Annotated in this window: 24 protein-coding genes and 1 pseudogene; 10 read left to right on the top strand and 15 right to left on the bottom strand. The window is 67.7% G+C overall.

Features of this window, described 5'->3' with window-relative positions:
- Positions 1-1,250, top strand: a 1,250-nt coding sequence (locus ACMUOY_RS09595; protein ID WP_413892494.1) for a SulP family inorganic anion transporter, incomplete at its 5' end; no start/stop codon positions are given.
- A 3-nt stretch (positions 1,251-1,253) separates the two neighbouring features.
- Here ACMUOY_RS09595 and ACMUOY_RS09600 read toward each other — a convergent pair.
- Positions 1,254-1,769: an outer membrane protein assembly factor BamE gene (locus ACMUOY_RS09600; protein WP_413892495.1), complete on the bottom strand. Its 516-nt coding sequence runs from the start codon at positions 1,767-1,769 to the stop codon at positions 1,254-1,256.
- Between the two features lie 62 nt (positions 1,770-1,831).
- Between ACMUOY_RS09600 and ACMUOY_RS09605 the strand changes: the two genes are divergently transcribed.
- Together ACMUOY_RS09605 and ACMUOY_RS09610 are read left to right on the top strand one after the other, a co-directional pair.
- Positions 1,832-2,044, top strand: a complete 213-nt coding sequence (locus ACMUOY_RS09605) for a DUF3460 family protein (RefSeq protein WP_413892496.1) — start codon at positions 1,832-1,834, stop codon at positions 2,042-2,044.
- Positions 2,045-2,111: 67 nt separating this feature from the next.
- Entirely contained in the window at positions 2,112-2,969 is an 858-nt protein-coding gene (locus ACMUOY_RS09610; protein WP_413892497.1) for a segregation and condensation protein A, read from the top strand.
- A 12-nt stretch (positions 2,970-2,981) separates the two neighbouring features.
- Here the strand turns inward: ACMUOY_RS09610 and ACMUOY_RS09615 are convergent, their stop codons facing one another.
- From ACMUOY_RS09615 to ACMUOY_RS09630, 4 genes are all read right to left on the bottom strand, one after another.
- A complete protein-coding gene (locus ACMUOY_RS09615) occupies positions 2,982-4,001 on the bottom strand; it encodes an NAD(P)H-dependent glycerol-3-phosphate dehydrogenase (protein ID WP_413892498.1) in 1,020 nt (339 codons plus the stop codon).
- 43 nt (positions 4,002-4,044) lie between these two features.
- Positions 4,045-4,500: a protein-export chaperone SecB gene (secB, locus tag ACMUOY_RS09620; RefSeq protein WP_413892499.1), complete on the bottom strand. Its 456-nt coding sequence runs from the start codon at positions 4,498-4,500 to the stop codon at positions 4,045-4,047.
- Positions 4,501-4,640: 140 nt separating this feature from the next.
- Positions 4,641-4,901, bottom strand: coding sequence for a glutaredoxin (gene grxC, locus ACMUOY_RS09625; protein ID WP_413892500.1), 261 nt, complete (start codon positions 4,899-4,901; stop codon positions 4,641-4,643).
- A gap of 14 nt (positions 4,902-4,915) precedes the next feature.
- Positions 4,916-5,326, bottom strand: a complete 411-nt coding sequence (locus ACMUOY_RS09630) for a rhodanese-like domain-containing protein (RefSeq protein ID WP_413892501.1) — start codon at positions 5,324-5,326, stop codon at positions 4,916-4,918.
- 93 nt (positions 5,327-5,419) lie between these two features.
- On the opposite strand from ACMUOY_RS09630, the gene gpmA reads away from it, so the two are divergent.
- The 3 genes from gpmA (at position 5,420) to ACMUOY_RS09645 (ending at position 8,531) form a co-directional block, all read left to right on the top strand.
- Positions 5,420-6,163: a 2,3-diphosphoglycerate-dependent phosphoglycerate mutase gene (gpmA, locus tag ACMUOY_RS09635; protein ID WP_413892502.1), complete on the top strand. Its 744-nt coding sequence runs from the start codon at positions 5,420-5,422 to the stop codon at positions 6,161-6,163.
- A 105-nt stretch (positions 6,164-6,268) separates the two neighbouring features.
- Complete coding sequence (locus ACMUOY_RS09640) at positions 6,269-7,726, top strand: S41 family peptidase (protein ID WP_413892503.1); 1,458 nt, start codon at positions 6,269-6,271, stop codon at positions 7,724-7,726.
- Positions 7,727-7,769: 43 nt separating this feature from the next.
- Positions 7,770-8,531: a HesA/MoeB/ThiF family protein gene (locus ACMUOY_RS09645; protein ID WP_413892504.1), complete on the top strand. Its 762-nt coding sequence runs from the start codon at positions 7,770-7,772 to the stop codon at positions 8,529-8,531.
- Between the two features lies 1 nt (position 8,532).
- Here the strand turns inward: ACMUOY_RS09645 and ACMUOY_RS09650 are convergent, their stop codons facing one another.
- Positions 8,533-9,066, bottom strand: coding sequence for a thermonuclease family protein (locus tag ACMUOY_RS09650; RefSeq protein ID WP_413892505.1), 534 nt, complete (start codon positions 9,064-9,066; stop codon positions 8,533-8,535).
- Positions 9,063-9,587: a MarR family winged helix-turn-helix transcriptional regulator gene (locus ACMUOY_RS09655; protein ID WP_413892506.1), complete on the bottom strand. Its 525-nt coding sequence runs from the start codon at positions 9,585-9,587 to the stop codon at positions 9,063-9,065. The genes ACMUOY_RS09650 and ACMUOY_RS09655 overlap by 4 nt, the downstream gene beginning before the upstream one ends.
- Positions 9,588-9,680: 93 nt before the next feature.
- Between ACMUOY_RS09655 and ACMUOY_RS09660 the strand changes: the two genes are divergently transcribed.
- The 3 genes and pseudogenes from ACMUOY_RS09660 (at position 9,681) to ACMUOY_RS09670 (ending at position 13,725) form a co-directional block, all read left to right on the top strand.
- On the top strand, positions 9,681-10,649 hold the full coding sequence (locus tag ACMUOY_RS09660) for a Bug family tripartite tricarboxylate transporter substrate binding protein (RefSeq protein WP_413892507.1): 969 nt from the start codon (positions 9,681-9,683) through the stop codon (positions 10,647-10,649).
- A 7-nt stretch (positions 10,650-10,656) separates the two neighbouring features.
- Complete coding sequence (locus tag ACMUOY_RS09665; protein ID WP_413892508.1) at positions 10,657-11,985, top strand: sulfatase; 1,329 nt, start codon at positions 10,657-10,659, stop codon at positions 11,983-11,985.
- Between the two features lie 54 nt (positions 11,986-12,039).
- Positions 12,040-13,725, top strand: a pseudogene (locus ACMUOY_RS09670) (SulP family inorganic anion transporter).
- A 153-nt stretch (positions 13,726-13,878) separates the two neighbouring features.
- Here ACMUOY_RS09670 and ACMUOY_RS09675 read toward each other — a convergent pair.
- The 6 genes from ACMUOY_RS09675 to ACMUOY_RS09700 all read right to left on the bottom strand — a co-directional run bounded on the left by ACMUOY_RS09675 (position 13,879) and on the right by ACMUOY_RS09700 (position 19,274).
- Positions 13,879-14,208: a hypothetical protein gene (locus tag ACMUOY_RS09675; RefSeq protein ID WP_413892509.1), complete on the bottom strand. Its 330-nt coding sequence runs from the start codon at positions 14,206-14,208 to the stop codon at positions 13,879-13,881.
- Between the two features lie 20 nt (positions 14,209-14,228).
- A complete protein-coding gene (locus tag ACMUOY_RS09680) occupies positions 14,229-14,525 on the bottom strand; it encodes a putative quinol monooxygenase (protein WP_413892510.1) in 297 nt (98 codons plus the stop codon).
- A gap of 28 nt (positions 14,526-14,553) precedes the next feature.
- Positions 14,554-14,982 (bottom strand): PaaI family thioesterase, encoded by a 429-nt coding sequence (locus ACMUOY_RS09685; protein ID WP_413892511.1) that lies wholly within the window; start codon positions 14,980-14,982, stop codon positions 14,554-14,556.
- Between the two features lie 65 nt (positions 14,983-15,047).
- Complete coding sequence (locus tag ACMUOY_RS09690) at positions 15,048-16,715, bottom strand: acetolactate synthase large subunit (RefSeq protein WP_413892512.1); 1,668 nt, start codon at positions 16,713-16,715, stop codon at positions 15,048-15,050.
- Positions 16,716-16,749: 34 nt separating this feature from the next.
- A complete protein-coding gene (locus ACMUOY_RS09695; protein WP_413892513.1) occupies positions 16,750-17,622 on the bottom strand; it encodes a bile acid:sodium symporter family protein in 873 nt (290 codons plus the stop codon).
- 41 nt (positions 17,623-17,663) lie between these two features.
- Complete coding sequence (locus tag ACMUOY_RS09700; protein ID WP_413892514.1) at positions 17,664-19,274, bottom strand: FAD-dependent oxidoreductase; 1,611 nt, start codon at positions 19,272-19,274, stop codon at positions 17,664-17,666.
- A 234-nt stretch (positions 19,275-19,508) separates the two neighbouring features.
- Here ACMUOY_RS09700 and ACMUOY_RS09705 point away from each other — a divergent pair, with 234 nt between their 5' ends.
- Positions 19,509-20,261: a Crp/Fnr family transcriptional regulator gene (locus tag ACMUOY_RS09705; protein WP_413892515.1), complete on the top strand. Its 753-nt coding sequence runs from the start codon at positions 19,509-19,511 to the stop codon at positions 20,259-20,261.
- A 61-nt stretch (positions 20,262-20,322) separates the two neighbouring features.
- Here the strand turns inward: ACMUOY_RS09705 and ACMUOY_RS09710 are convergent, their stop codons facing one another.
- Positions 20,323-21,081, bottom strand: a complete 759-nt coding sequence (locus ACMUOY_RS09710) for a DUF429 domain-containing protein (RefSeq protein ID WP_413892516.1) — start codon at positions 21,079-21,081, stop codon at positions 20,323-20,325.
- Between the two features lie 231 nt (positions 21,082-21,312).
- Positions 21,313-22,194 carry an EamA family transporter gene (locus tag ACMUOY_RS09715; RefSeq protein ID WP_413892517.1) on the bottom strand — a complete coding sequence of 294 codons (882 nt, stop codon included), beginning with the start codon at positions 22,192-22,194 and terminating at the stop codon, positions 21,313-21,315.
- Positions 22,195-22,234: the final 40 nt, after the last annotated feature.

Genomic DNA, 22,234 nt, shown 5'->3' on the forward strand with positions numbered 1-22,234 from the left:
TGCTGATCGCGCTGTCGCAGGTCAAGGACTTTCTGGGCCTGCAGGTGACCAGCATGCCAGCCGATTTCTTCGGCATGCTGTCCACGCTGGGCTCGGCGCTGCATACCTTCAATCCGGCCGCGTTCGCCGTCGCGCTGGCTTCACTCGCCATCATCGTCATCTGGCAGTTCTTCATGCCCAAGATCGGCAGCGGCATCCAGTTCACGGGAAAGCTCACGCCGATCCCGGGATCGATCGTCGCCCTGGTCCTGGCCACGCTGGCCGTGTGGCTGCTGAACCTCAAGGTGGACACCATCGGCAGCCGCGGCATCCCGGCCGGCCTGCCGTCCTTCGCCTGGCCGGCCTTCAGCTGGGAATCGGCCAAGTTCCTGCTGATTCCCACGGTGACGCTGGCCTTGCTGGGCGCCATCGAGTCGCTGCTGTGCGCCCGCGTTGCGGACGGCATGATCGACGATCGGCACAACCCCAACCAGGAACTCATGGCCCAGGGCATCGCCAATTTCGTCACGCCCTTCTTCGGCGGTATGCCCGCCACCGGAACCATCGCGCGCACCGTGACCAACATCAAGAGCGGCGCCACCAGCCCGGTCGCCGGCATGGTGCATGCGGCCACGCTGCTGGTCGTGATTCTGGTTGCGGCCCCGCTGGCGTCGCACATTCCGCTGGCCTGCCTGGCCGCCATCCTGATGTTCGTGGCCTGGAACATGGGCGAGTGGCGCGAATTCGTGCACCTGCGCCATTACCGCATGCCCTACCGCATCACCCTGCTGGCGGTGTTCTTCCTGACGGTCGTGTTCGACCTGACAGTCGCCGTCGAGGCCGGCCTGATCGCAGCCTGCGTCACCTTCATCTACCGCATCTCCAGCCTTTCGCGCAGCGAGGCGGTGACCGCCGCCGATCAGCCGGCCCTGGCCGGCCAGGAGGGCAAGGTCCAGGCCCACCGCCTGTACGGTGCGCTCTTCTTCGGCGCGGTCAAGCTGGTTGAGGCGCTGGAGGACCAGCTGCCCGCAGAGGCGCTGATCGTTGACCTCAAGAACGTCATCTACGTGGATTCATCCGGCGCCGACAGCCTGATGAGCTTGCACCGGGCCTGCCGCAAGCGCGGAGTACGACTGATCGTCTGCGGCCTGATGCACCAGCCGCTGGACATGGCGCGCCGTTGCGGCTTCACCGATGCCGTGCCGCCCGCCGATCAGTGCCCTGACCTGGCCGCCGGTCTGTCCGCCGCCCTGGGCAGCGACCGCGACTGAAGGCTAGCGCCCACCCCGGTTCTCGTTCGCCTCGGGGTCCGGCGCAGACAGGGTGCGCAGTACCTTGTCATCCGGGTCGAATACCACCGTGAACACCATCGACGTGTTGGGTCCGTCGAGGTAACGCCAGTCGGCATGGACTTCGCGCTTGAGTTCGTACGGCGTCGTTTTCGCCGGCCGGCCGAGCCGCCTGCGCACCTCCAACCCGTTCATGCCGGGCTGAATCCCGGCGAAGTTGGCCGGCGTGAGCACCTGGCGCAGGGCGGTCATGCGGCCGTCGGGGCCCACCGTGATCATGTAATTTCGCTGGCCAGCCGGCTGGCGGTTGTATTCCAGGACACGACTACCACCAGGCTCGTCCCAGACGGTCTCTGGCGCGCCGAACCTCGCCCGCACATCGGCCTCGGTGGCCACACCCTCTTCGAGTTCACTGATGCGCTGGGCATCACAGCCGGCCAGTGCCAGCAGCGCCAGAAGCGCCCACAACCCGCTCTTGACCTTCGCACATCTGCCGCTCATGGGTTCCCCGGTAAAATGGCGCATCGCCCCGCTCGGGGTGTCCGCCACAAAGGCCACAGTTTATGTCCCTGACCCGCATCTTTCGCCGCCCCGACTACAAGTCCGAGTACACCCAGTTCCTGACGGAACTGCGGGCACAGAAGCCGAATCTGCTGGAACAGCAGATCGCCGGTCGCGCCCTGCTGTGGGACCGCAAGCAGGACCGCGAGGCCCAGGCCGATTTCAACGAAGGCCGCGTGCCGCAGGCGCCCTACGTCTACCAGACGAACGGCTGATCTGAAGGTTTTTCTGCCTTTCCCAGCGTCAAGTGGTCACTTGCTGCTATTGAAGCAATAGCAATTCATGATCGACCCGATTGACGCTGTGGCCGCGCAGCTTCCCGTCGGCGCCACCGTGCCTGACATGCCCGAGGTCGTGGACCATGTGGCCGTGGCGAGGCTCTACGGAGAACCCCTGTTCTCGCTGCCGACCGACCTCTACATTCCGCCCGACGCGCTGGAGGTGTTCCTGGAGGCCTTCGAGGGGCCACTGGATCTGCTGCTGTACCTGATCCGCAAGCAGAACTTCAACATCCTCGACATCCCCATGGCCGGCGTGACACGCCAGTATCTGAGCTACGTGGAGGAGATCCGGACCCGCAATCTGGAGCTGGCGGCCGAATACCTGCTGATGGCAGCCATGCTGATCGAGATCAAGTCGCGCATGCTGCTGCCGCCGCGCAAGATCGCCGAGGGCCAGGAACCCGAAGACCCACGCGCCGAGCTGGTGCGCCGCCTGCTGGAATACGAGCAGATGAAGCTGGCTGCGGCACAGCTCAACGCGCTGCCGCAGGCCGGGCGCGACTTCATCCGCGCCCAGGTCCATATCGAGCAGTCGCTGCGTCCACGCTTTCCCGACGTCCAGCTGGCCGACCTGCAGGAGGCCTGGCGCGACATGCTCAAGCGGGCCCGCCTGGTGCAGCACCACAAGATCAGCCGTGAAGAGCTCAGCGTGCGCGAGCACATGAGCCTGGTCCTGCGCAAGCTGCAGGGCCGGCGTTTCATCGAATTCGAAGCCTTGTTCGACCCGGCCAAGGGGGTCCCGGTGCTGGTGGTGACCTTCATCGCGCTACTGGAGCTGGCCAAGGAGACCCTGATCGAGATCACCCAGGCCGAGGCTTTTGCACCGATCTACGTGCGCCTGGCCTACACGCCGACCTGAATCCACGCCGTCTCAGACGGTTTCAAGCTTGGGCTCACGCCCCATCAGCGCAGCCACCGCCTCGACCGGGCGAAGCCGCCCGTCCAGCAGTGCCACCACCGCCTCACTGATCGGCATGTCGACGCCCGCCACCGCTGCGCGCTGCACCACGGTGCGCGCACTGTAGACACCCTCGGCAACGTGTCCGAGCGAATCGACGGCCTGCTGCAGGCTCAGGCCTTGTGCCAGCAACTGGCCCACCCGGCGGTTGCGGCTGAGGTCGCCCGTGGCGGTCAGCACCAGGTCACCCAGGCCGGACAGGCCCATGAAGGTTTCGGCCCGCGCACCCAGAGCCACGCCGAGCCGCGTCATTTCGGCCAGCCCCCGGGTGACAAGGGCGGCGCGCGCGTTCAGCCCCAGGGCCAGGCCGTCACACAGCCCCGTGGCAATGGCCAGCACGTTTTTCACCGCGCCGCCCACCTCCACGCCAGGCACATCGTCGCTGGCGTAGACGCGCAGCGTGGCACTGTGGAACGCCTGCACCAGCGCTTCGCGCACCCGCGCATGTTCACTGGCGGCCACGAGCGCCGTCGGCTGTCCCTTGGCCACCTCCAGCGCAAAGCTCGGACCACTGAGCACGCCGGCCTTCAGCCGCGGCGCCACGGAAGCGCGGATTTCGTGGCCGAGCATGCCGACGGTCGCCGGATCGGACCCCGTCTGGGGCGCCTCGAAACCCTTGCACAACCACGCCACCGGCGCGGTGCAGGCCTGCAGGGCGGTGAGCGTGTCGCGCAGGCCGGCCATGGGCGTTGCCACGATGACCAGGTCGGCACTGGATGCGTCCAGCTCGACGGCCGGCGCGCACCGAACGGTCAGCGCCTGTGGCAGCGCAATGCCCGGCAGGTAGCGGGCGTTTTCCCGCCGCCCCTGCATGGCCGTGGCTTGAGCCGCATCCCGCGCCCAGAGCTCGACCGCATGCCCATCGGGATGGCGCGCGGCACTGACAGCCAATGCAGTACCCCACGCACCGGCCCCGAATACTATGATTTTCATAGCATCAAATAACCATTCGACGCTAGGAATCAGGCGAAATGAATCAGGAATACTGGGCCGGAGCGGGCGCCGAAGCCGCCTGCGCCTGCTGCTGCTCGTACATGGCCTGGAAGTTGATTTCGGCCAGGTGCACGGGCGGAAAACCGGCGCGGGTGATCACGTCGGCCACGTTGCCGCGCAGATACGGGTAGACGATCTGCGGGCAGGCGATGCCCATGATCGGGCCCATCTGCTCTTCGGGCAGGTTGCGGATCTCGAAGATGCCGGCCTGCTTGCACTCGACCAGAAACACCGTGCGGTCCTTGATCTTGGTCTGCACCGTGGCGGTCACACAGACCTCGAACACGCCCTCGGCCACCGGGCTGGCTTCCACGCCGAGCTGGATGTCCACATTGGGCTGTTCCTGTTCCAGCAGGATGGCGGGGGAATTGGGCTGCTCCAGCGAAGCCTCTTTCAGGTAAACGCGCTGGATCTGGAACACGGGATCTTGGTCGGCCATGGAAATTCTCGGTTGATGAAAAGAAATGGGGATGGGCTCAGGAAACCACCCGCGCTGGCCGCAGGCCAGCGGGCAAGTGCCTCAACGACGCCAATTATCTCAGGTGCGCCCCGGCCCCATGGCGGTGCATGGCGGCAGACTCAATGGCCGTTGAGCAGGGGCATCAGGTCGCCCCGGCGGTCCAACGCCACCAGGTCATCATGCCCGCCCACGTGCGTGGCGCCGATGAAAATCTGCGGCACCGTGCGTTGCCCGGTGATCTCCATCATCCTGATTCGTTCGTCGGGCTTGACGTCGACGCGGATTTCCTCGATCTGCTCCACGCCCTTGGCTTTCAGGATCTGCTTGGCGCGGATGCAATAGGGGCAGACAGCGGTGGTGTACATCTTGACGGCTTGCATACGGATCCCCTGTTTCAGGCCTTTTCCACGGGCAAGTTGGCGTCACGCCAGGAGCGCATGCCCCCCGACAGCGAAAGGGCCTGCTCGTAGCCCAGCTTGCGGGCAATCGACACGGCCCGCCCCGAGCGGGCGCCGGAGGCGCACACCAGGATCACCGGCGTGGCCTTGTTCTTGACCAGCCCCGGAAGCTTCTGCTCCAGCTCGCCCAGCGGCGCGTGGCGGGCACCGGCCACATGGCCGCTGGCATATTCACCGGCCTCGCACACATCCACCACCACGGCCTTTTCCCGATTGATGAGCTGCACGGCGCCAGCGGCCGTCACCGTTCCCGGGCCACCGCCGCCGGTGATCACCGGCCAGGCCAGCATGCCGGCGGACATCAGCGCCACCGCGATCAACATCCAGTTATCCAACAAAAACTTCACTTCGCACCTTTCGTCAACGGCCAGCGGCCACCCTCGATTCTAGAATGGAGGGTTGCTTCCGTTCTTGACCCTTTGATAGAGCCCCTGCCCACCATGTACAAACTCGTCCTCATCCGCCACGGCGAATCCACCTGGAACCTTGAAAACCGCTTCACCGGCTGGACCGACGTGGACCTCACCTCCACCGGTGTTTCACAGGCCATGTCGGCCGGCAAGCTGCTCAAGGCCGAGGGCTATGCCTTCGACCTGGCCTACACCAGCGTCCTCAAGCGCGCCATCCATACGCTGTGGTACACGCTCGACGAGATGGACTGCACCTGGCTGCCGGTGGTCAAGGACTGGCGCCTGAACGAGCGCCACTATGGGGCGCTGCAGGGCCTGAACAAGGCCGACATGGCCAAGCAGTATGGCGACGCGCAGGTGCTGGTCTGGCGCCGCAGCTACGACACGCCGCCGCCCGCCCTCGAGGCCACAGACCCTCGCTGCGAGCGCGGCGACCGGCGCTATGCCGCCCTGAACCCGACCGACGTGCCGCTGACCGAATGCCTGAAGGACACCGTGGCCCGGGTTCTGCCGTTCTGGAACGAATCCATGGCTCCTGCCATCAAGGCCGGCAAGCGGGTTCTGGTGGCCGCGCACGGGAACTCCATCCGGGCGATGGTCAAGTACCTGGACGGCATCGCCGACGCCGACATCGTCGGCCTGAACATCCCCAACGGCATCCCTCTGGTGTATGAGCTTGACGCCAACCTCAAGCCCATCCGCAGCTACTACCTCGGCGACGCCGAAGCGGCGGCCAAGGCGGCCGCGGCCGTGGCCAGCCAGGGCAAGGCCTGAAGCGCCTGGCGACAGGGGTGGGAGGTCCTGAATGAAGGACTTCACGGAACCGGCGAGGCCGTCAAGGCTCCAAGCCTGTATATTTCTTCCCAAAGGTGCTGAAACATGGGTCAAAAACTGAAGATTGCCGGCTGGATTTCCGTGGGTGCCCTGGCGGGCGCGCTCACCACGGTGTCGCTGCAGACCGTCGCGCGCGCAGGTCTGGCGCCTTTGCCGCTGGAAGAGCTGCAGCAGCTGGCGGCCGTTTTTGGCATGATCAAGAGCGACTACGTCGAGCCGGTGGACGAAAAGAAGCTGATCTCCGAGGCGATTTCCGGCATGGTCGCCAGCCTGGATCCACACTCCCAGTACTTTGACAAGAAATCCTACAAGGAATTCCGCGAAGGAACCACCGGGCGGTTCGTCGGCGTGGGTATCGAGATCACGCAGGAAGACGGCCTGGTCAAGGTGGTGTCTCCCATTGAAGGCTCTCCAGCCGACCGTGCCGGCCTCAAGACGGGCGACCTGATCACCCGCATCGACAGCACCGCCGTCAAAGGGCTGTCGCTGAACGAGGCGGTGAAGAAGATGCGCGGCGAACCGAACACCAAGGTGGTGCTGACGATCTACCGCAAGGACGAGAACCGCAGTTTCCCTGTGACGATCACGCGCGAGGAGATCAAGACCCAGTCGGTCAAGGCCAAGGTGATCGAGCCGGGCTACGCCTGGATCCGCCTGTCGCAGTTCCAGGACCGCACGGTGGACGACTTCGTGCGCAAGATCGACGAGATCTACAAGCAGGACCCCAAGCTCAAGGGCCTGGTCCTTGACCTTCGCAACGACCCGGGCGGCCTGCTCGATGCGGCGGTGGCCATCTCAGCCGCTTTCCTGCCGGACAACGTCACCGTGGTCTCCACCAACGGCCAGCTGGCCGAGAGCAAGTTCACCTACAAGGCCTCGCCCGAGTTCTACGCCCGCCGCGGCGCCGACCCGCTCAAGCGCCTGCCCGAGAGCACCCGTGCCGCGTTGCGCACCGTGCCGCTGGTGGTGCTGGTGAACGAGGGCTCGGCGTCCGCCAGCGAAATCGTGGCCGGCGCCCTGCAGGACCACAAGCGCGGCACCGTCATGGGCAGCCAGACCTTCGGCAAGGGTTCGGTGCAGACCGTGCGTCCGCTCGGCCCCGACACCGGCCTGAAAATCACCACCGCGCGCTACTACACGCCCAGCGGCAAGACGATCCAGGCCAAGGGCATCGTGCCCGACGTCCTGGTGGACGAAACACCCGACGGCAATCCGTTTGCGGCGCTGCGCACCCGCGAGGCCGATCTGGAAAAGCACCTGGGCAACGGCGTGGACAAGGAGCAGGCGGATCCGAAGAAGGAGCAGGCCCGTGAAAATGCCCGCGAAGAAGCGCTCAAGAAACTGGAAGAGCAGTCCAGGAAGCCTCTGGCCGAGCGCAAGCCACCGGAATACGGCACCGACAAGGACTTCCCACTGACGCAAGCCCTGAACCGCCTCAAGGGCCAGCCGGTGCTCGTGAGCAAGACCCAGGTCGAGCGCAAGGAAGCGCCCAAGGAAAACTGATCCCGGACAGCGCCTGCCGTCCCGGCAGGCCTGCGGGAGCTCCATGCAAGACGAACAGCTGCTGCGTTATTCCCGTCACATCCTGCTCAATGAACTGGGCGTGGAAGGGCAGGAGCGGCTGCTGGCCTCGCGCGCGCTGGTCATCGGCGCGGGCGGACTGGGTTCACCGGTGGCCCTGTACCTGGGCAGCGCTGGCGTGGGCCACCTGACGATCGTCGACCACGACCATGTCGATGCCACCAACCTGCAGCGCCAGATCGCGCACACGATGGCGCGCGTGGGAGAACCCAAGGCCCACTCGGCGCGTGACGCCATCGCCGAGATCAACCCCGATGTGCGCGTCACGCCGGTGCTTCACCGCGCCGATGATGGCCTGCTCGACGACCTGGTTCCGCAAGCCGATGTCGTCCTGGACTGCACCGACAACTTTGCCACCCGTCACGCCATCAACCGCGCCTGCGTGAAGCACCGCAAGCCGCTGGTTTCGGGCGCGGCCATCCGCTTCGACGGCCAGATTTCGGTCTACGACCCGCGCTCGGGCGCCTCGCCCTGCTACGCCTGCGTCTTCCCGGAGGCGGCCGCCTTCGAAGAGACACGCTGCGCCACCATGGGGGTGTTCGCGCCGCTGGTGGGCATCATCGGCACCCTGCAGGCGGCCGAGGCGATCAAGCTGCTGTGCGGCATCGGCACCTCGCTGGCCGGGCGGCTGCTGATGCTGGACGGGCGCGGCATGGAGTTCACCGAGGTGCGCATTGCCCGCCAGAGCAGTTGCACCGTCTGCGGCGCAACCCCCACCGGGCGCTGAATCAGCGCCCAGGTGCGGGACACGGCCCGTGCCGCTGGCGAAAGTCGCGTGGCAACTCGGGCCGCCCGGCCGCAAACAAGCCGCGGTGGGCCTGCCGTGCGGCCGCCTCCTCGGCCGCATAGGGACCAGGGTGATTGCGCCAGCGGTACGACCAGGCTTGCCCTTCGCGCACCATGAGCGCACCCAGATCCTGCCTGTCCACCTTCACGTGCGCGAGTTCGCGCCCGTAGTCGTCCTGGCGGCGCACGCGCACCTCCACGCGCCGGTTCAGGGCCAGCCGCGCGAGCGCCTGGCGGGACGCCTCGCCGTGGGGCTGGCAGATCTCCGGAGCATCGATGCCGTCGAGCCGCAGCTTGCGCGCCGGGCCGCCGGCGTCGGGCGCCACCCACAGGGTGTCCCCATCCGAGACATGCGAGACTTTTCCGGCATACCCCAACCTCGAATGGGCGCTGGTAGCTATCAATAACGTAGCTACCAGGATGACGCCCGCAACTGAGCACCGTCCGCAACGATGGTCACGACAATGCGGTTTCATCGACGGCGAACCCTGCCGCCACCGCGGCGATCCCCGCGCGCGCCGCCCAAGCGTGCCTGCGCCTGAACCAGCGTGTCGGCCCGAGCCTGCAGCGTGGCCAGCGCGGTGTCGAGTCGCTTCAGTTCGGCATCGTCCAGCGCGCCCAACAGCGAGCGATTGATCGCAGCAACCTGGGGAAACAGCGCGTCGAACAACGCCCGGCCCGCCGGTGTCAGGCTCAGCATCACCGAGCGCCGGTCGCCCGGGCGCGGGTTGCGCGACACCAGCTGCTTGGCCGCCAGGGCAGTGACCGCGCGCGAGGTACGAGCCCGATCGAGCTGCGCCCGCCCCGCCAGCTCCGACGACAGCAAGCCGTCACCTTGCGCCAGCAGGGCCAGGATGCGCCATTCGCGCCGGGTGATGCCGAACGTGCCCTCGCACAGGCGGATGACCTGCGCGCCGCCGGTGACCAGCAAGCGCGAGATGCGATACAGAAACAGGTCGTCGATCGTGCGAGGGTGCGTCAGCAGCGGCGCGGGCATGAGGGTAAGTCCCGAGGATGATTGATTAGGTCAATCGATTGTGGCTGCAATACATTCCACCGCACAACTGCCTCAGCACTTCAGGAGCCACCGATGAAACGCCGCTTGATCCTTATTGGCACCGCCCTGGCGGCTCTCGCCACTGCCGCCCCCCTGGCCCTGCACGCCCAGCCGATCGAGGGGCCGCTGCGCATCGTCGTCGGTTACGCCCCGGGCGGCTCCAGCGACCGCGTGGCCCGCATCGTGGGCGACAAGCTGCAGGCCAAGCTCGGCATCCCGGTCGTTGTGGAAAACAAGACCGGCGCCGGCGGGCGGCTCGCCGCGCAGCAGGTCAAGGCCACACCGACTGGCCAGAGCGTGCTGATGCTGGCCAACCCGGCCGTCATGGTGGTGGCGCCGCTGGTGTTCAAGGACAACGGCTATGACGCCGAACGCGATTTCACCCCGGTGTCCCAAGTCAACGACTACGAGTTCGGCCTGGCTGTGGCCACGGCCGTGCCGGTGCGCGAACTCTCCCACCTCGTGGCCTGGCTGCGCAGCAACCCCGAAAAGGCCAACTTCGGCGTGCCCGCCACCGGCAGCCTGCCGCACTTCTTTGCGTTGATGACGGCCGAGAAAGCCGGCGTGCAGGCGCAGGTGATTGGCTACCGGGGCTCGGGCCCGCTGCTGACCGACCTCATCGGCGGCCAGGTGCCGGTGGCCTTCGACACGCTGGACACGCTGCTGCCGCAGGCCGAGTCCGGCAAGCTGCGCATCCTGGCCACCTCGGGCGCCAAACGCTCACCGTGGAGCCCGGCGGTGCCGACGTTCAAGGAAGCCGGCCTGAACCTCGTGGCCACCGGCTGGAACACCTTCTTCGCCCCGGCCAGCATGCCGAAAGACAAGGTGGAGCGCCTGGCCACAGCCATCCGCGACGTGATGCAGGACCCGGACACCCAGCGCAAGTTCGCCGACGCCAAGATGACGCCCGTGGTCAGCACCCAGGTCCAGACCGTGGCCATGCTGAAGGCGTACCGCGCCCAGTGGGCGCCGGTGGTGCAAAAATCGGGCTACCAGCCCTGATCCGGCGATGGCCACGCGCCCCAACATCATCTTCATCGTCGCCGACGACCTCGGCTTTGCCGACTTGGGCTGCTATGGCGGGCGCGACGCCGAATTCGGCCCCGTTTCTCCCGTGCTCGACGGCCTGGCATCAAAGGGCCTCAGGTTCACCCAGGGTTATGCGAACTCGCCTGTCTGCTCGCCCACGCGCTTTGCACTGATGACCGGGCGCTACCAGTACCGCCTGCGCGGCGCCGCCGAAGAACCGATCAACAGCAAGAGCCGCGGCAGCACCACACTGGGACTGCCGCCCGAGCACCCCACCCTGCCCTCGCTGCTGCGCGCCAGCGGCTACCGCACCGCGCTGATCGGCAAGTGGCACCTGGGCTACCCGCCGTCCTTCGGGCCGCTGCGCTCGGGCTACGAGGAGTTCTTCGGGCCCATGGCCGGCGGCGTGGACTACTTCACCCACTGCGACTCGCGCGGCCAGCACGACCTGTGGTTCGGCGAGGAGGAACGCGCCGACGAGGGGTACCTGACCGACCTGATCACCGCGCGCTCGGAGGACTACATCGACCGCATGGCCGACGGCGCCAAAGCCGGCACGCCCTTCTTCCTCAGCCTGCACTACACCGCCCCCCATTGGCCCTGGGAAACGCGCGACGACGAAGCCCTCGCGCAGGAGGTGAAAAACAACCTCTTCCACCTGCACGGCGGCAACATCCACACCTACCGCCGCATGGTCCACCATATGGACGAAGGCATCGGGCAGGTGATGGCGGCCCTACAGCGCCATGGCCTGACCGACAACACCCTGGTCGTCTTCACCAGCGACAACGGGGGCGAGCGCTTCTCCGACAACTGGCCGCTGGTGGGCGGCAAGATGGACCTGACCGAAGGGGGCATCCGCGTGCCCTGGATCGCGCACTGGCCCGCCGCCATCGCGCCGGGCGGCGTGAGCGCCCAGCAATGTTTGACCATGGACTGGTCGGCCACGATGCTCGATGCGGCCGGCGTGCTTGCCGATGCGGCGTATCCGCTCGATGGCATCTCACTGCTTCCCGTTCTGAAAGACCCCACCAGCAGCTTCCGCCGTCCCCTGCACTGGCGCATGAACCACCGCGGCCAGCGTGCGCTGCGCGACGGCGACTGGAAATACCTGCGCGTGGACGGCCACGACTACCTGTTCAACATCCCCGCCGACGAGCGCGAACGCGCCAACCAAGCAGGCCGCGAGCCGGCGCGGCTGGCGGCGATGCGCGCGGCCTGGGAGGCATGGGAGGCCACGATGCCGCCGATCCCCGCGGATGCGACCGTCAGCCTGGGCTATTCCGTCAAGGACATGCCGCAGCGCTGAACCACCCTCCTGCCGCGCCAGCGGCATGCGCGCCGGCGCGTACCATCGGCACTCATGCCAAAGCTGCAGCGCCTTTTCCCTTTCCTGTCCTGGCCCCGTCCCGACGCCACGCTGCTGCGCGGTGAAATGCCCGCGGGCCTGACCGTCGGGCTGATGATCATTCCCCAAGGCGTGGCTTATGCCGCGCTGGCCGGGATGCCACTAGCCACCGGCATCTATGCCTCCCTGCTGCCGACGCTGGTGGCGGTGCTGTTCAGCGCCTCCACGCGGCTGTCGGTCGGACCCACCGCGCTGACCTAGCTGCTGGTCGGCACCTCACTGCATGGCCTGGCCGAGCCCGGCAGCGCCCACTGGGTCGAGCTGGCCGTCTGGCTGGCCCTGCTAACGGGCACGTTGCAGGTCGTACTCGGCTTCGTGCGTTTTGGCTGGCTGCTCAACCTCGTCCGTTCCCCGGTGCTGATGGGGTTCACGCAGGCGGCAGCGCTGTTGATCATTGCATCGCAACTGCCAGCCGTGCTGGGTGTCGAGACCGGCTGGCAACAGTGGCTTGCCGCGCCCCACCGGCACGCCGCTTCGAAGGCCTTTGGACTGATCAGCCTCGCGTTGCTGGTGCTGGCGCGCCGCTGGCGGCCCGCCTTTCCCTCGGTGTTGTTCATCGTAGCGGGAATGACCGCCATCAGCGCCTGGGCCGGCTTCGAAGCCTCGGGCGGCAAGGTCGTGCGCGCACTGGCCGCGGGTCTGCCCTCGCGGTACCTGCCGGGCCTGCCGGACTGGCACACTCTGGGACAGTTGCTGCTGCCCACGCTGGTCATCACCCTGGTGAGCTTTCTGGAAACCGCCTCCAGCGCCAAAGTGGAAAACCAGGGCGAAGGCCAGATCTGGAACCAGAACCAGGACCTCATTGGCCAGGGGCTGGCCAAGATCGCCTCGGGCCTGAGCGGCGCCTTCCCCACCAGTTCATCGTTTTCGCGCTCGGCCCTCAACATCTATGCGGGCGCCAGGACCGGCTGGGCCACGGTGGTGTCCGTCGCAGTGGTTGTAATCGCGCTGCTGCTGTTCACCCCGGCACTGCGCTACGTGCCCCAGGCCGTGCTGGCGGCCATTGTCCTCGTCGCGGTGGTGGGCTTGCTGAAGCCGCGGCGGTTTGCCCACCTCTGGCGCGTCTCGCGTGTGGAGGCCACCATCGCCGGTGTCACCTTTCTCATCACGCTGGCGACAGCCCCGCGGCTCTACTGGGGCGTGCTGGCCGGCGTGCTGATGGGCCTAACGCATTTCCTGCACCATCGCCTGCACCCGCGCATCATTGAAGTGGGCCTGCATCCGGATGGCAGCCTTCGGGACCGGAACCTCTGGAATTTGCCGCCTCTGGCGCCGGGTCTGTACGCCTTGCGCATGGACGCCGACCTGGATTTCGCCGCCGCCAATGAGTTCGAGCGGGTCGTTCTCGACCACCTGTCCGCTAATCCCGACCTGAAGCAGGTCTGCCTGTTCGCACAGCCGATCAACCGCATCGACGCCACCGGGGTGGAAACCTTCGGCCAGATCCGCCGGCAGCTGACGGCCCGGGGCATCACCCTGCACATCAGCGGCATCAAGCTGCCCGTGGAAACCGTGCTGCGCCATGCGGGCGAGCTGCCGGGAGACCCGATGCTGAAGTCCTACCGCACCGACACCGAGGCGCTGGCCGCGCTGGCTTGCCAGCACGGAGAACCCGCCGACATGGCCGCCGCAACCATCTGACGCGGGGTCCACCGCGCAGCCGGCAAGACCCTTAAATCCTATATTGATAGCAACAAATCACCATAAGACGATGGAATAAGGCTATTTTTGTCCATTTTTCCACCAGGAACGACCTGCCGTCCCGCTCCAGGCAACGCGCCGTCAATTTCCCGCTCAATGCGGTGGGTCCCGCGGGATTTTTTTCCGGTCGCGCGCCTGGCGGCGCAAGTCCTCCAGACCCGGCGGATCGCCAGGGAACCACAACCACTGCACATCCGTGCCGCCTTTGCGCAGGATGAACTGCCCCAACGCCAGCCAGGCGATCGCGGCAATGACCAGTGCGGCCACCAGCAACGCCGCGCCCAATGCGCTGCTCAGCAGCACCCGCACCAGCGACCATCCGGGCACGATCTGTGAGCCCGCCACGCCGGCCAGGACACCCAGCAGCAGTGTGGCCAGTACCACCTTGGCCACGAAACGGAGATTGGCGCGCAGATCGGGCATGAGATCGATGACGATGGGGCTCAGCCGATCGTGCGCCGCGCCTCGAAGACCTGAAGCTGTGGCGGTTCGACGGCCAGAGCCCCGAGCGCCCTGGCAAAAGCACGCGAGGCAGGCACCGCAAAATGTGCTGCCAGCGCGGCCTGGTCCGCCCATTCCTCCACAAAGACCAGCCGCAGCGGGTTTTCCACATCCTGGTGCACCGCATGGGCCAGGCAGCCGGCCTCGGCACGCGAGCGCCGCACATGCTCCAGGCTCAGCGCCAGCGCCTGCTCCAGGTTCTCTTCCTTCAACACCACGCTGCCCGTCACGATGATCATCAGTCTGCTCCTGTTCGAGAGTGGGCGGTCACCCGGTGCGACCGGGATCGACCTTGGCGTAGGTCAGCACATGGTGCGCCAGCAGGCCGGAAGTCGCACCCCGGCACTCGGCGGTGCCGTAGGCGCTGCGGTGGCCCAGCTTCAGCACGCTGGCAGTGCACAGCACATCCTCCTGGCGCGCGCTGCGCAGAAACGCCGTCTTCATGTCGGAGGTGACCCAGTGTTCGCGGGTGCCGCGGCGGGTCATGATCGCGAGCCACATCGCCACGTCTGCGGCCCCCATCAGGGTCATGCCGCTGACGATACCGCCGGGGCGCTCCAGCGCCGGATCAAACGGCACGCGCAGCGTGCAGCTGCCCGGCGCGCAGGCCTCGACCGTGAAGCCGTAGGGTTTCAGGAACGCGGTCTGTGCAAGGACCTCGGCAAGGTCGGCAAGCGTGGGCGTTTGATCGGTCATCGCCCGCAGGTTACCGTGCGGCGGGCCACCCGTCCAGCAACGCGCTGCCGCCGCGCCAGCCAGCTTCAGGGCGCGATCTTGCGCTTGAGAAAACGCGCCACCGGCTGGGGCAGGCCGTCCAGCGAACCCAGGATCTTGGGCAGCATCTTGAGCTTCAGGCCCGACAGCGAGGGCGGCACCATGGCTTCAATGAGGTGTGGCCCCGGCGTCGTCAGGGCGTGCTCGAGCGCCTGCACGAATTCCTCGGTGGTGTGCGCGCGCACCGACGGCACGCCCATGCTACGCCCCAGGTCGGCAAAGTGGATCACCGGCCCCGCCAGGTCGAGCTGCGAACGCGCCTTGGCACCCACCGCCGACTCTTCGGCCCCCACGCGCTCGAGTTCGATGTTGAGCACCGCATAGGCGGCGTTGTTGAAGATGACGGTGGTCACGTTGAGCTTCTCGCGTGCCATCGTCCACAACGCCTGCACGGTGTACATGGACGAGCCGTCACCGGCCAGCGCCAGCACCGGCCGGTCCGGGCAGGCAATCGCTGCGCCCACCGCGCTGGGCAGGCCCTGCCCGATGGCCCCGCCGGTGAGGGTGATGAGGTCGTGCCGCGGCGCGCCGGCCGTGAACTTGGAGAGCATGAGCCCGGAGGTGATGGCTTCGTCCACCACGATGGCGTTGGCGGGCAGCAGGTGGCCAATGGCCTTGCAGGCTTTTTCAGAGGTCAGCTTGCGGCCACGCGGGCGGCCCGGGCGGCTGGCCGGGGCCAAGGCAGGCACCGCAGCGTCGGCCCCCAGGGCGCGCGCCAGCTTCTGCAGGCTGCCCGCGGCGTCCTGCTCGGGGCTGGACAGGGCGTGCACGGTGCAGCGGTCGGGCACCAGGTAGCTCTTCTTGTCGGGATAGGCAAAAAAGGACACGGGGGCCTTGGCATCGACCAGGACGAGGTGGTCAACGTCCTTGAGCTGCACGCCCGCGAGCTCGGCCAGGTAGGCAATGCGCTCCACCACCGGCAGGCCCGCGCCGCGCTCCAGGCGGGTGGGAAAGGTTTCGGCCAGCAGCTTCACGCCGCTGTGCGCGGCAATCTGCGCCGCCGCGAGCAGGCTGGGTTCACGCAGCGCCCGTCCCCCCAGCAGCAGCGCCACCTTGCCGCCCGAGCGCACGGCCTGGGCCACCGCCTGCACCGTGGCGTCGTCTGCCACCGGCGGCTGCGGCATGGGTGGCACCACGGCCGGCACGCCGCCCTCGCCCCAGGACACATCGGCCGGCAGGATCAGCGTGGCCACCTGCCCCGGCAGGCCGCGCGCCGCAACGATGGCGTCGGCCGCATCCCGGCTGAGCGCGGCCGTGGATTGGGAGGTGCGCACAAAACCCGGCGACACGTTACGGGCGACGGTTTCGATATCGGACTGCAGCTGGGCGTCGAACCGGGTGTGGTACGTGGCGTGGTCGCCCACGATGTTCACCACCGGCACCTTGCCCTTGCGCGCGTTGTGCAGGTTGGCCAGGCCGTTGCCCAGGCCGCAGCCCAGGTGCAAGAGCGTGGCGGCGGGCTTGTCGGCCATGCGGGCATAGCCATCGGCTGCACCGGTGGCCACGCCTTCGAACAGGGCCAGCACGGCACGCATCTTCGGCTCGCTGTCCAGCGCGGCCACAAAGTGCATCTCGCTGGTGCCGGGGTTGGTGAAGCAGACATCGATGCCGGCATCGACCAGCGTTTTCATCAGGGCTTGGGCGCCGTTGGGCATGGAGGGCTCCTCGTCAGGGTGTGATTCAGGCAACTCAGGCCTGATCGGGTTGGATATGGCGGCGCATGGTCAGGGCAAACAGAAGCCCGCCGGCGTACATCAGCACGCCGTAGAGCGCCCCGGGAATGGCCATCGCGTCCACCTTGAGCACTGAACTGGCGATCACCAGCGCCAGCGCGGCATTCTGCACCGCGGTTTCAATGCCCAGCGTGACCGACTGGCTGCGCGACAGCCGCACGGCCAGGGCCACCGCGAAGCCGATGCACAGCATGGTCACGTTCAGGATCACCGCGAACGGCGCCAGGGTCGCGAAGTTGTCGCGCAGCAGCGCCCAGTTCTTTACCACCGCCGCCACGACGATGAACAGGAACAGGCCGGTCGCGATCCGCGTGGCGCGAGGCTCGAAAGCCAGCGACGGCTGCGGCCACCGATGGCGCACGAACATGCCCAGGCTGGCCGGAATCGCCAGCACCACGGCCACCTGGCCCATCATCAGGCCCACTGGCACGTTTACCGCCCGTGCCTCCCCCAGGAAATGGCCCAGAGACCAGGTCACCAGCAACGGCAGGGTGAAGATCGTGATCACGCTGGCGATCGCGGTGAAGCTCAACGCCAGCGCCACGTCGCCGCGGGCCAGGTAGGTCAGCAGGTTGGAGGTGGTTCCGGTGGGGCAGGCCGCCAGGATCATGAATCCGACGGCGAACACGCCGGTCACCCCGAACGCCTTGAGCATGAGAAAACACACCAGCGGCAACAGCAAGAAGTGACACAACACCCCCACCAGCAAGGCGCGCGGCTGCGCCAGGATGCGGCGGAAATCCGCCGGCGTCAGCCCCAGACCGAGCGAGAACATGATGAACGCCAGAATCCCCGGCAGCAGCACGCTGGAAAGAATGTCGCCTTGCATGGGATCTCCTGGTGGTGAGGGGAGGAACAGCCGACCGGCCGTCAGCCTCCGCCGGCGATCGATCGCGCCGCCGCCCGCGCCGTGAGGATACAGCCGGGCAGGAAGGTGCCCTCCAGCGAGCGCTTGCCGCTGGCGCCGCCCCCGCCGAATCCGGCGGCCTCGCCCACGCAGTACAGGCCTGGCAACGGCTGGCCACGGGCATCGAGCACGCGGCTGTGCAGGTCGGTCTGCAAGCCCCCCAGGCTCTTGCGGGTGATCAGCTGCATCTGGATCGCGATGAAGGGCCCGGCACCGGGTTGTTGCAGCGGGGCCGGCTTGCAGGTACGCAACTTGTCCGGGCCCCAGTGGCGGGCGTGCTCGATGCGGCGGATCTGGTCATCGTTGACCGTTCGTTGGCCACCGGAGAAATTGGCGTCGAAGGCATCGGCCGTGGCCTGAAGCACCTCGGCGCGGACATCGTCGGTGCCGGCCAGCGCGTTCATCTTTGCGGCCAGGCCGGCCAGCGTGTCATCCACCAGGAAATGCGGGCTCTCGGCGGCCATCTGCTTCACCAGCCGGTGGTTGCCGAGCAGGGTTTCCTTCAGGAACATCGGGAACTGCCGGTCGCGCACGCGCTGGTTGTGCTCGGCCCCGGAAATGGCGAACTCCTTCGCCGCGATGCGCCAGTTCAACAGGTGCCAGGTCCAGGGCTTCTCCTGGGCGGCCACTCGCTGGCACAGCTCGTGGGTGTCAAAGCCGGTGACCAGCGGCTCGGGCCCGATGCGCTCGCCCCGGTGGTTGAGCCACAGCGCCGACTTGCAGGGGATGGTGGACAGGCCATGGCCCTCGAAATGCGGGAAGGGATGCGGAAAGCCGGCGGCATAGTTCCACATCTCGCCGGCGTGGGTGATGCGCCCGCCCAGGCCGGCCACCAGGTGATGCAGCCGGCCGTCGGCAAACGGGTGGGCGCCGTTGAGCATGGTGGCAGGCAGGGGACGGTGCTGGGGCCAGTTGGCGCGGGTTTCTTCGTGGCTGCCGTTGATGCCGCCCATCGCGAGCACCACCACCGGGGCGGCCAAGCGCACTTCGGCACCGTCGGCTTCATCGATCGCAAGCGCGCCGCTCACGGCGCCGCTTTCGCTCTCCAGCGCCGTCACACGGTGCCGGCTGAGCAACGTGAGGCGCCCGCCCGAACCGGCCTCGCGCGCCAGCTCGATCATGCGCAAGGTCATGTGGCGCGAGGTGCCCCAGACGATGTGATAGCGCGGCAAGCTGTTGCCATTGCCCAGCAGGCCGCGCTCAACCCAGTTCACGGCGGGCATGAACTTCAGGCCGCAGGCGATCAGCCAGTCGTAGACCTCGGCGCGGGAGTGTTCGACGTAGTAGCGCGCCCACTGGCGGGGCAACACATCCTGCTCGCCGAGTTCGCCGAAACGAATCCAGTCGCGCAGAGCAATCTCGGGGGAGTCCTTGAGTTTCATGCGCCGCTGCAGCGGCGTGTCCACCAGCGCCATGCCGCCGAAGGCCCACAGGGCCAGGCCGCCCAGCCGCTCGGGCGTGTCGCGATCCACCAGGGTCACGCGCTGCCCGGCGCGCAGGCATTCCAGCGCGGTCACCAGCCCGGCCAAGCCGCCGCCGATGATGAGAACATCCGATTGAACCGTGCCTGCCATGTTGGTCTCCTTGTATCATGCGCCCACCTGCATCAGGCGCCGCAATGGCCTTGCCGCCAGGAAGCCGCACCGCCACCACGCCATGTCTGCGCATTCCGTCGTTTCAGCCCGAACCGCGCCCATGCCCGGCGCCCGACAGCCGGGTGTCGCCCCGCATGATGGCCGCTGTGGACGGCTCCGTCTGTCGGGCACCCGACGATCAGGCGGGGCCAGGCGCCTCGCGAACCCTGCGGCATGAACGCACCGGACGCCCTCACTGCGTATCGGCCGCTGATCGGTCAGGGTCGCTGGTTTTCAACCCTGCCGCCCGAGCGACAGGAACAGCTGCTGGAGCATGCCGTCGTGCAGAAAGTGCCCGCCGGCGCGGCCTTGTTCCTTCGAGGCGATGCCAACTCGGGCCTGTATTGCCTTGTGGAAGGCTCTCTGCTGATCGGCGCCGTGAGTGCCGACGCGCGCGAGGCCACTCTGGGCCTGCTGGAGCCGCCGCAGTGGTTCGGTGAAATCGCCCTGTTCGATGACGGTCCGCGCACCCACGATGCCCATGCGCGCGTGGCCAGCCGCCTGCTGCTGGTGCCGCGTCCGGCCCTGCTGCGCCTGCTGGCCGCCGAGCCGCAATGGTGGCACCATCTGGGCCAGTTGCTGGCCGAGAAGGTGCGCGCCCTGTTCGAGAGCCTGGAGGACATGGCCGTGCTGGCCGCGCCGGCCCGCGTGGCGCGCCGACTGCTGGCGATGGCCACCGGCCACGGCATGCTGGCACCCGGCATCACCCACTTGACGATCGCCGTCAACCAGGAACAGCTCGGCGCCATGCTCTCGCTCACGCGCCAGACCATCAGCGAGGTGCTGCGCGAATTCGAGGCGCAGGGCTGGCTCAAGCGCCGCTACGGCGCCATCGAGCTGCTCGACACCGCCGCCCTGAGCCGCATCGGGCAGCCCCAGGGCATGGCCGCCGCGGCTGGGGCGGCTGCGGCGGCGCAAAGGGTCTGAGACGGGGGCCCTTGCGCTGCGGTCCGGTATGGTATCGGCAGGCGCGGCGCCGCCACCCCTGTCACGCCCCGACGATCCAGCCTTCCAGGGGATCAAAAGCGGGCAAGCCCCATCCGGGTCCGGCGTCGGCGCGGGGCGCAACCGCCTGTTGCCACAGCGCCCAGGCCGCCTGCATCAGGCACAGGACCGCGTCCAGGCTGTCACCGGTGGCATCGTCGGCCAGCGCATCGCGCTGCGCGTGCGTCAGTCGCAGGCGCAGGCCGGCCGACCGCAGCAGCGGCACCTCACCCGACTCCAGTGCGGCCAGGATGCTGCGCCGGGCGATCAGGCGCTCGGGTGTCTGCCGGGCCCGGTCGTCAGCCTTGTAGCTGCGCGAAGGGGTTGGCGCGTGGGCCAGCGCCTGGCGCGCCAGCAGGCCGGGGTAGGCTTCCAGGGCCACGCGATCGGTGTCGCCAGGATGCAGGCCCGGCAGGTGCGCACCGGCATCGAGCAACAGCGGCACGCCCGCGTGCAACATGAAAGCCACCGGCGGGTTGACCCACTTCATGCTGGGGCTGGAGCCGGCCGGGCCGTCGGTGGCGCGGTGCGCGAACTTGCCACCGGGCGGCCGCGCATCGCAGAACGCGGCAAACGCCGCACGGATCTCGGCGCGGCTCAGGCCGCCGTAGTGGCGCACGCAGGCGAGCCACTCGGTGGGCCAGCCCAGCGTCTCGACCAGCTCTCGCGGCAAGCCGAACGGCAGGTCGAAGCCGCCCACCCAGGGTGGACGCGGCTCTTTCAACCAGGCGGCGAAGGCCCCCAGGGTTTCGAATCGCTCCATTTTCAATAGCGTAATACGTCCATTCGACGCTGGGCTATGGCCGATATTTCCTTGAGAATCAGGAAAAAGGGACTCCCCGAGCGCCACCACCACCGGCTTGCGCCGCGAGGGGCTGCTGCTGAAGTCGCAGCCCAGAAGCAAACGTGCCGCGCTCACGGTGCAAGCTCCTTGCGGCGCGCGGCGGCGCGATGTGTCCCGGATGCGGCGCGTCGGCTCATGTGATCGCCGCCATCAGCCCAGCGCGAGCGCCATGACGCCAGCCGCAATCAGCACCGCGCCGGCCAGGCGCAGCGCCCGGTCGCCTTCGCCGAGCAGGTGCCCGCCGATCAACGCGGCAAACAGCATCGACACCTCGCGCGCCGGCGCCACGTGCGACAGCGGCGCGACCTGCATGGCATACAGCACCAGCACATAGGACACCGGGCTGACGATGCCCACGAGCACGGCGTATTTCCACTGCCGGCGCCACAGGTCCCAGGCCGTCGGGCGGTCCCGCAGCACGGACGGCAGCAGGAACGCGGTGCGCACCACCCCGCCGACATAGTCCAGCAGGATGGGCGACATCAGCACCACCTTGACCGCGTAGCCGTCCACCACCGTGTAGGCGGCGATGAACACGCCGGTCAGCAGCCCGTAGCGCAGGCCGCGCAGCACGCGCTGGCGCTGCGCCGGGTCGTGCGTGGCGCGCAGCAGCCCCGGCCCACCGGCAATCAGAAACACGCCCCCCACCACGCCGCCGATGCCCGCCGCTCCCAGCAGCGTGAGGCGCTCGCCCAGCAGCCCGATCGCCACCAGGGACGACAGCAACGGGCCAGAGCCGCGCGCCAGCGGGTAGACCACGGTGAGATCGGCTTTGCGGTAGCCGCGCAGCAGTACGAGGTAATACACCAGGTGCAGCACCGCGCTGGCCAGGATGAAGGCCCAGGGCACCAGGCCCCAGAGCGGCACCTGCTGCCAGCCCAGCCACAGGCCCAGCGGCGCCCAGAACACCGTCATCACGATGCCGGTGAAGGCCGCGAAGCGGGCATCCCCGCCGGCCTTCTTGGCCGCGATGTTCCAGCTCGCGTGAATCAGGCCCGCCAGGATGACGAGCGCCAGGGCGGAGGCAGGCAAAACAGTTCCCGGATCAGCCAGCGCCGGGCCGCCCCAAGCT

It is taken from the genome of Candidatus Skiveiella danica (assembly GCF_022705245.1).
In the GTDB taxonomy this organism is placed as follows: domain Bacteria; phylum Pseudomonadota; class Gammaproteobacteria; order Burkholderiales; family Burkholderiaceae_C; genus Skiveiella; species Skiveiella danica.

What these genes read in the sequence shown, in the direction of transcription:
- ACMUOY_RS09660 (WP_413892507.1), top strand. Translation starts at nt 9,681, where the DNA reads ATGAAACGCCGCTTGATCCTTATTGGCACCGCCCTGGCGGCTCTCGCC.
- ACMUOY_RS09695 (WP_413892513.1), bottom strand. Translation starts at nt 17,622, where the DNA reads ATGCAAGGCGACATTCTTTCCAGCGTGCTGCTGCCGGGGATTCTGGCG.
- ACMUOY_RS09615 (WP_413892498.1), bottom strand. Translation starts at nt 4,001, where the DNA reads ATGAAAATCATAGTATTCGGGGCCGGTGCGTGGGGTACTGCATTGGCT.
- ACMUOY_RS09675 (WP_413892509.1), bottom strand. Translation starts at nt 14,208, where the DNA reads ATGCCCGATCTGCGCGCCAATCTCCGTTTCGTGGCCAAGGTGGTACTG.
- ACMUOY_RS09655 (WP_413892506.1), bottom strand. Translation starts at nt 9,587, where the DNA reads ATGCCCGCGCCGCTGCTGACGCACCCTCGCACGATCGACGACCTGTTT.
- grxC (WP_413892500.1), bottom strand. Translation starts at nt 4,901, where the DNA reads ATGCAAGCCGTCAAGATGTACACCACCGCTGTCTGCCCCTATTGCATC.
- ACMUOY_RS09690 (WP_413892512.1), bottom strand. Translation starts at nt 16,715, where the DNA reads ATGCCCAACGGCGCCCAAGCCCTGATGAAAACGCTGGTCGATGCCGGC.
- ACMUOY_RS09705 (WP_413892515.1), top strand. Translation starts at nt 19,509, where the DNA reads ATGAACGCACCGGACGCCCTCACTGCGTATCGGCCGCTGATCGGTCAG.
- ACMUOY_RS09605 (WP_413892496.1), top strand. Translation starts at nt 1,832, where the DNA reads ATGTCCCTGACCCGCATCTTTCGCCGCCCCGACTACAAGTCCGAGTAC.
- ACMUOY_RS09685 (WP_413892511.1), bottom strand. Translation starts at nt 14,982, where the DNA reads ATGACCGATCAAACGCCCACGCTTGCCGACCTTGCCGAGGTCCTTGCA.
- secB (WP_413892499.1), bottom strand. Translation starts at nt 4,500, where the DNA reads ATGGCCGACCAAGATCCCGTGTTCCAGATCCAGCGCGTTTACCTGAAA.
- ACMUOY_RS09700 (WP_413892514.1), bottom strand. Translation starts at nt 19,274, where the DNA reads ATGGCAGGCACGGTTCAATCGGATGTTCTCATCATCGGCGGCGGCTTG.
- ACMUOY_RS09650 (WP_413892505.1), bottom strand. Translation starts at nt 9,066, where the DNA reads ATGAAACCGCATTGTCGTGACCATCGTTGCGGACGGTGCTCAGTTGCG.
- ACMUOY_RS09600 (WP_413892495.1), bottom strand. Translation starts at nt 1,769, where the DNA reads ATGAGCGGCAGATGTGCGAAGGTCAAGAGCGGGTTGTGGGCGCTTCTG.
- ACMUOY_RS09710 (WP_413892516.1), bottom strand. Translation starts at nt 21,081, where the DNA reads ATGGAGCGATTCGAAACCCTGGGGGCCTTCGCCGCCTGGTTGAAAGAG.
- ACMUOY_RS09640 (WP_413892503.1), top strand. Translation starts at nt 6,269, where the DNA reads ATGGGTCAAAAACTGAAGATTGCCGGCTGGATTTCCGTGGGTGCCCTG.
- ACMUOY_RS09645 (WP_413892504.1), top strand. Translation starts at nt 7,770, where the DNA reads ATGCAAGACGAACAGCTGCTGCGTTATTCCCGTCACATCCTGCTCAAT.
- ACMUOY_RS09680 (WP_413892510.1), bottom strand. Translation starts at nt 14,525, where the DNA reads ATGATCATCGTGACGGGCAGCGTGGTGTTGAAGGAAGAGAACCTGGAG.
- gpmA (WP_413892502.1), top strand. Translation starts at nt 5,420, where the DNA reads ATGTACAAACTCGTCCTCATCCGCCACGGCGAATCCACCTGGAACCTT.
- ACMUOY_RS09665 (WP_413892508.1), top strand. Translation starts at nt 10,657, where the DNA reads ATGGCCACGCGCCCCAACATCATCTTCATCGTCGCCGACGACCTCGGC.
- ACMUOY_RS09610 (WP_413892497.1), top strand. Translation starts at nt 2,112, where the DNA reads ATGATCGACCCGATTGACGCTGTGGCCGCGCAGCTTCCCGTCGGCGCC.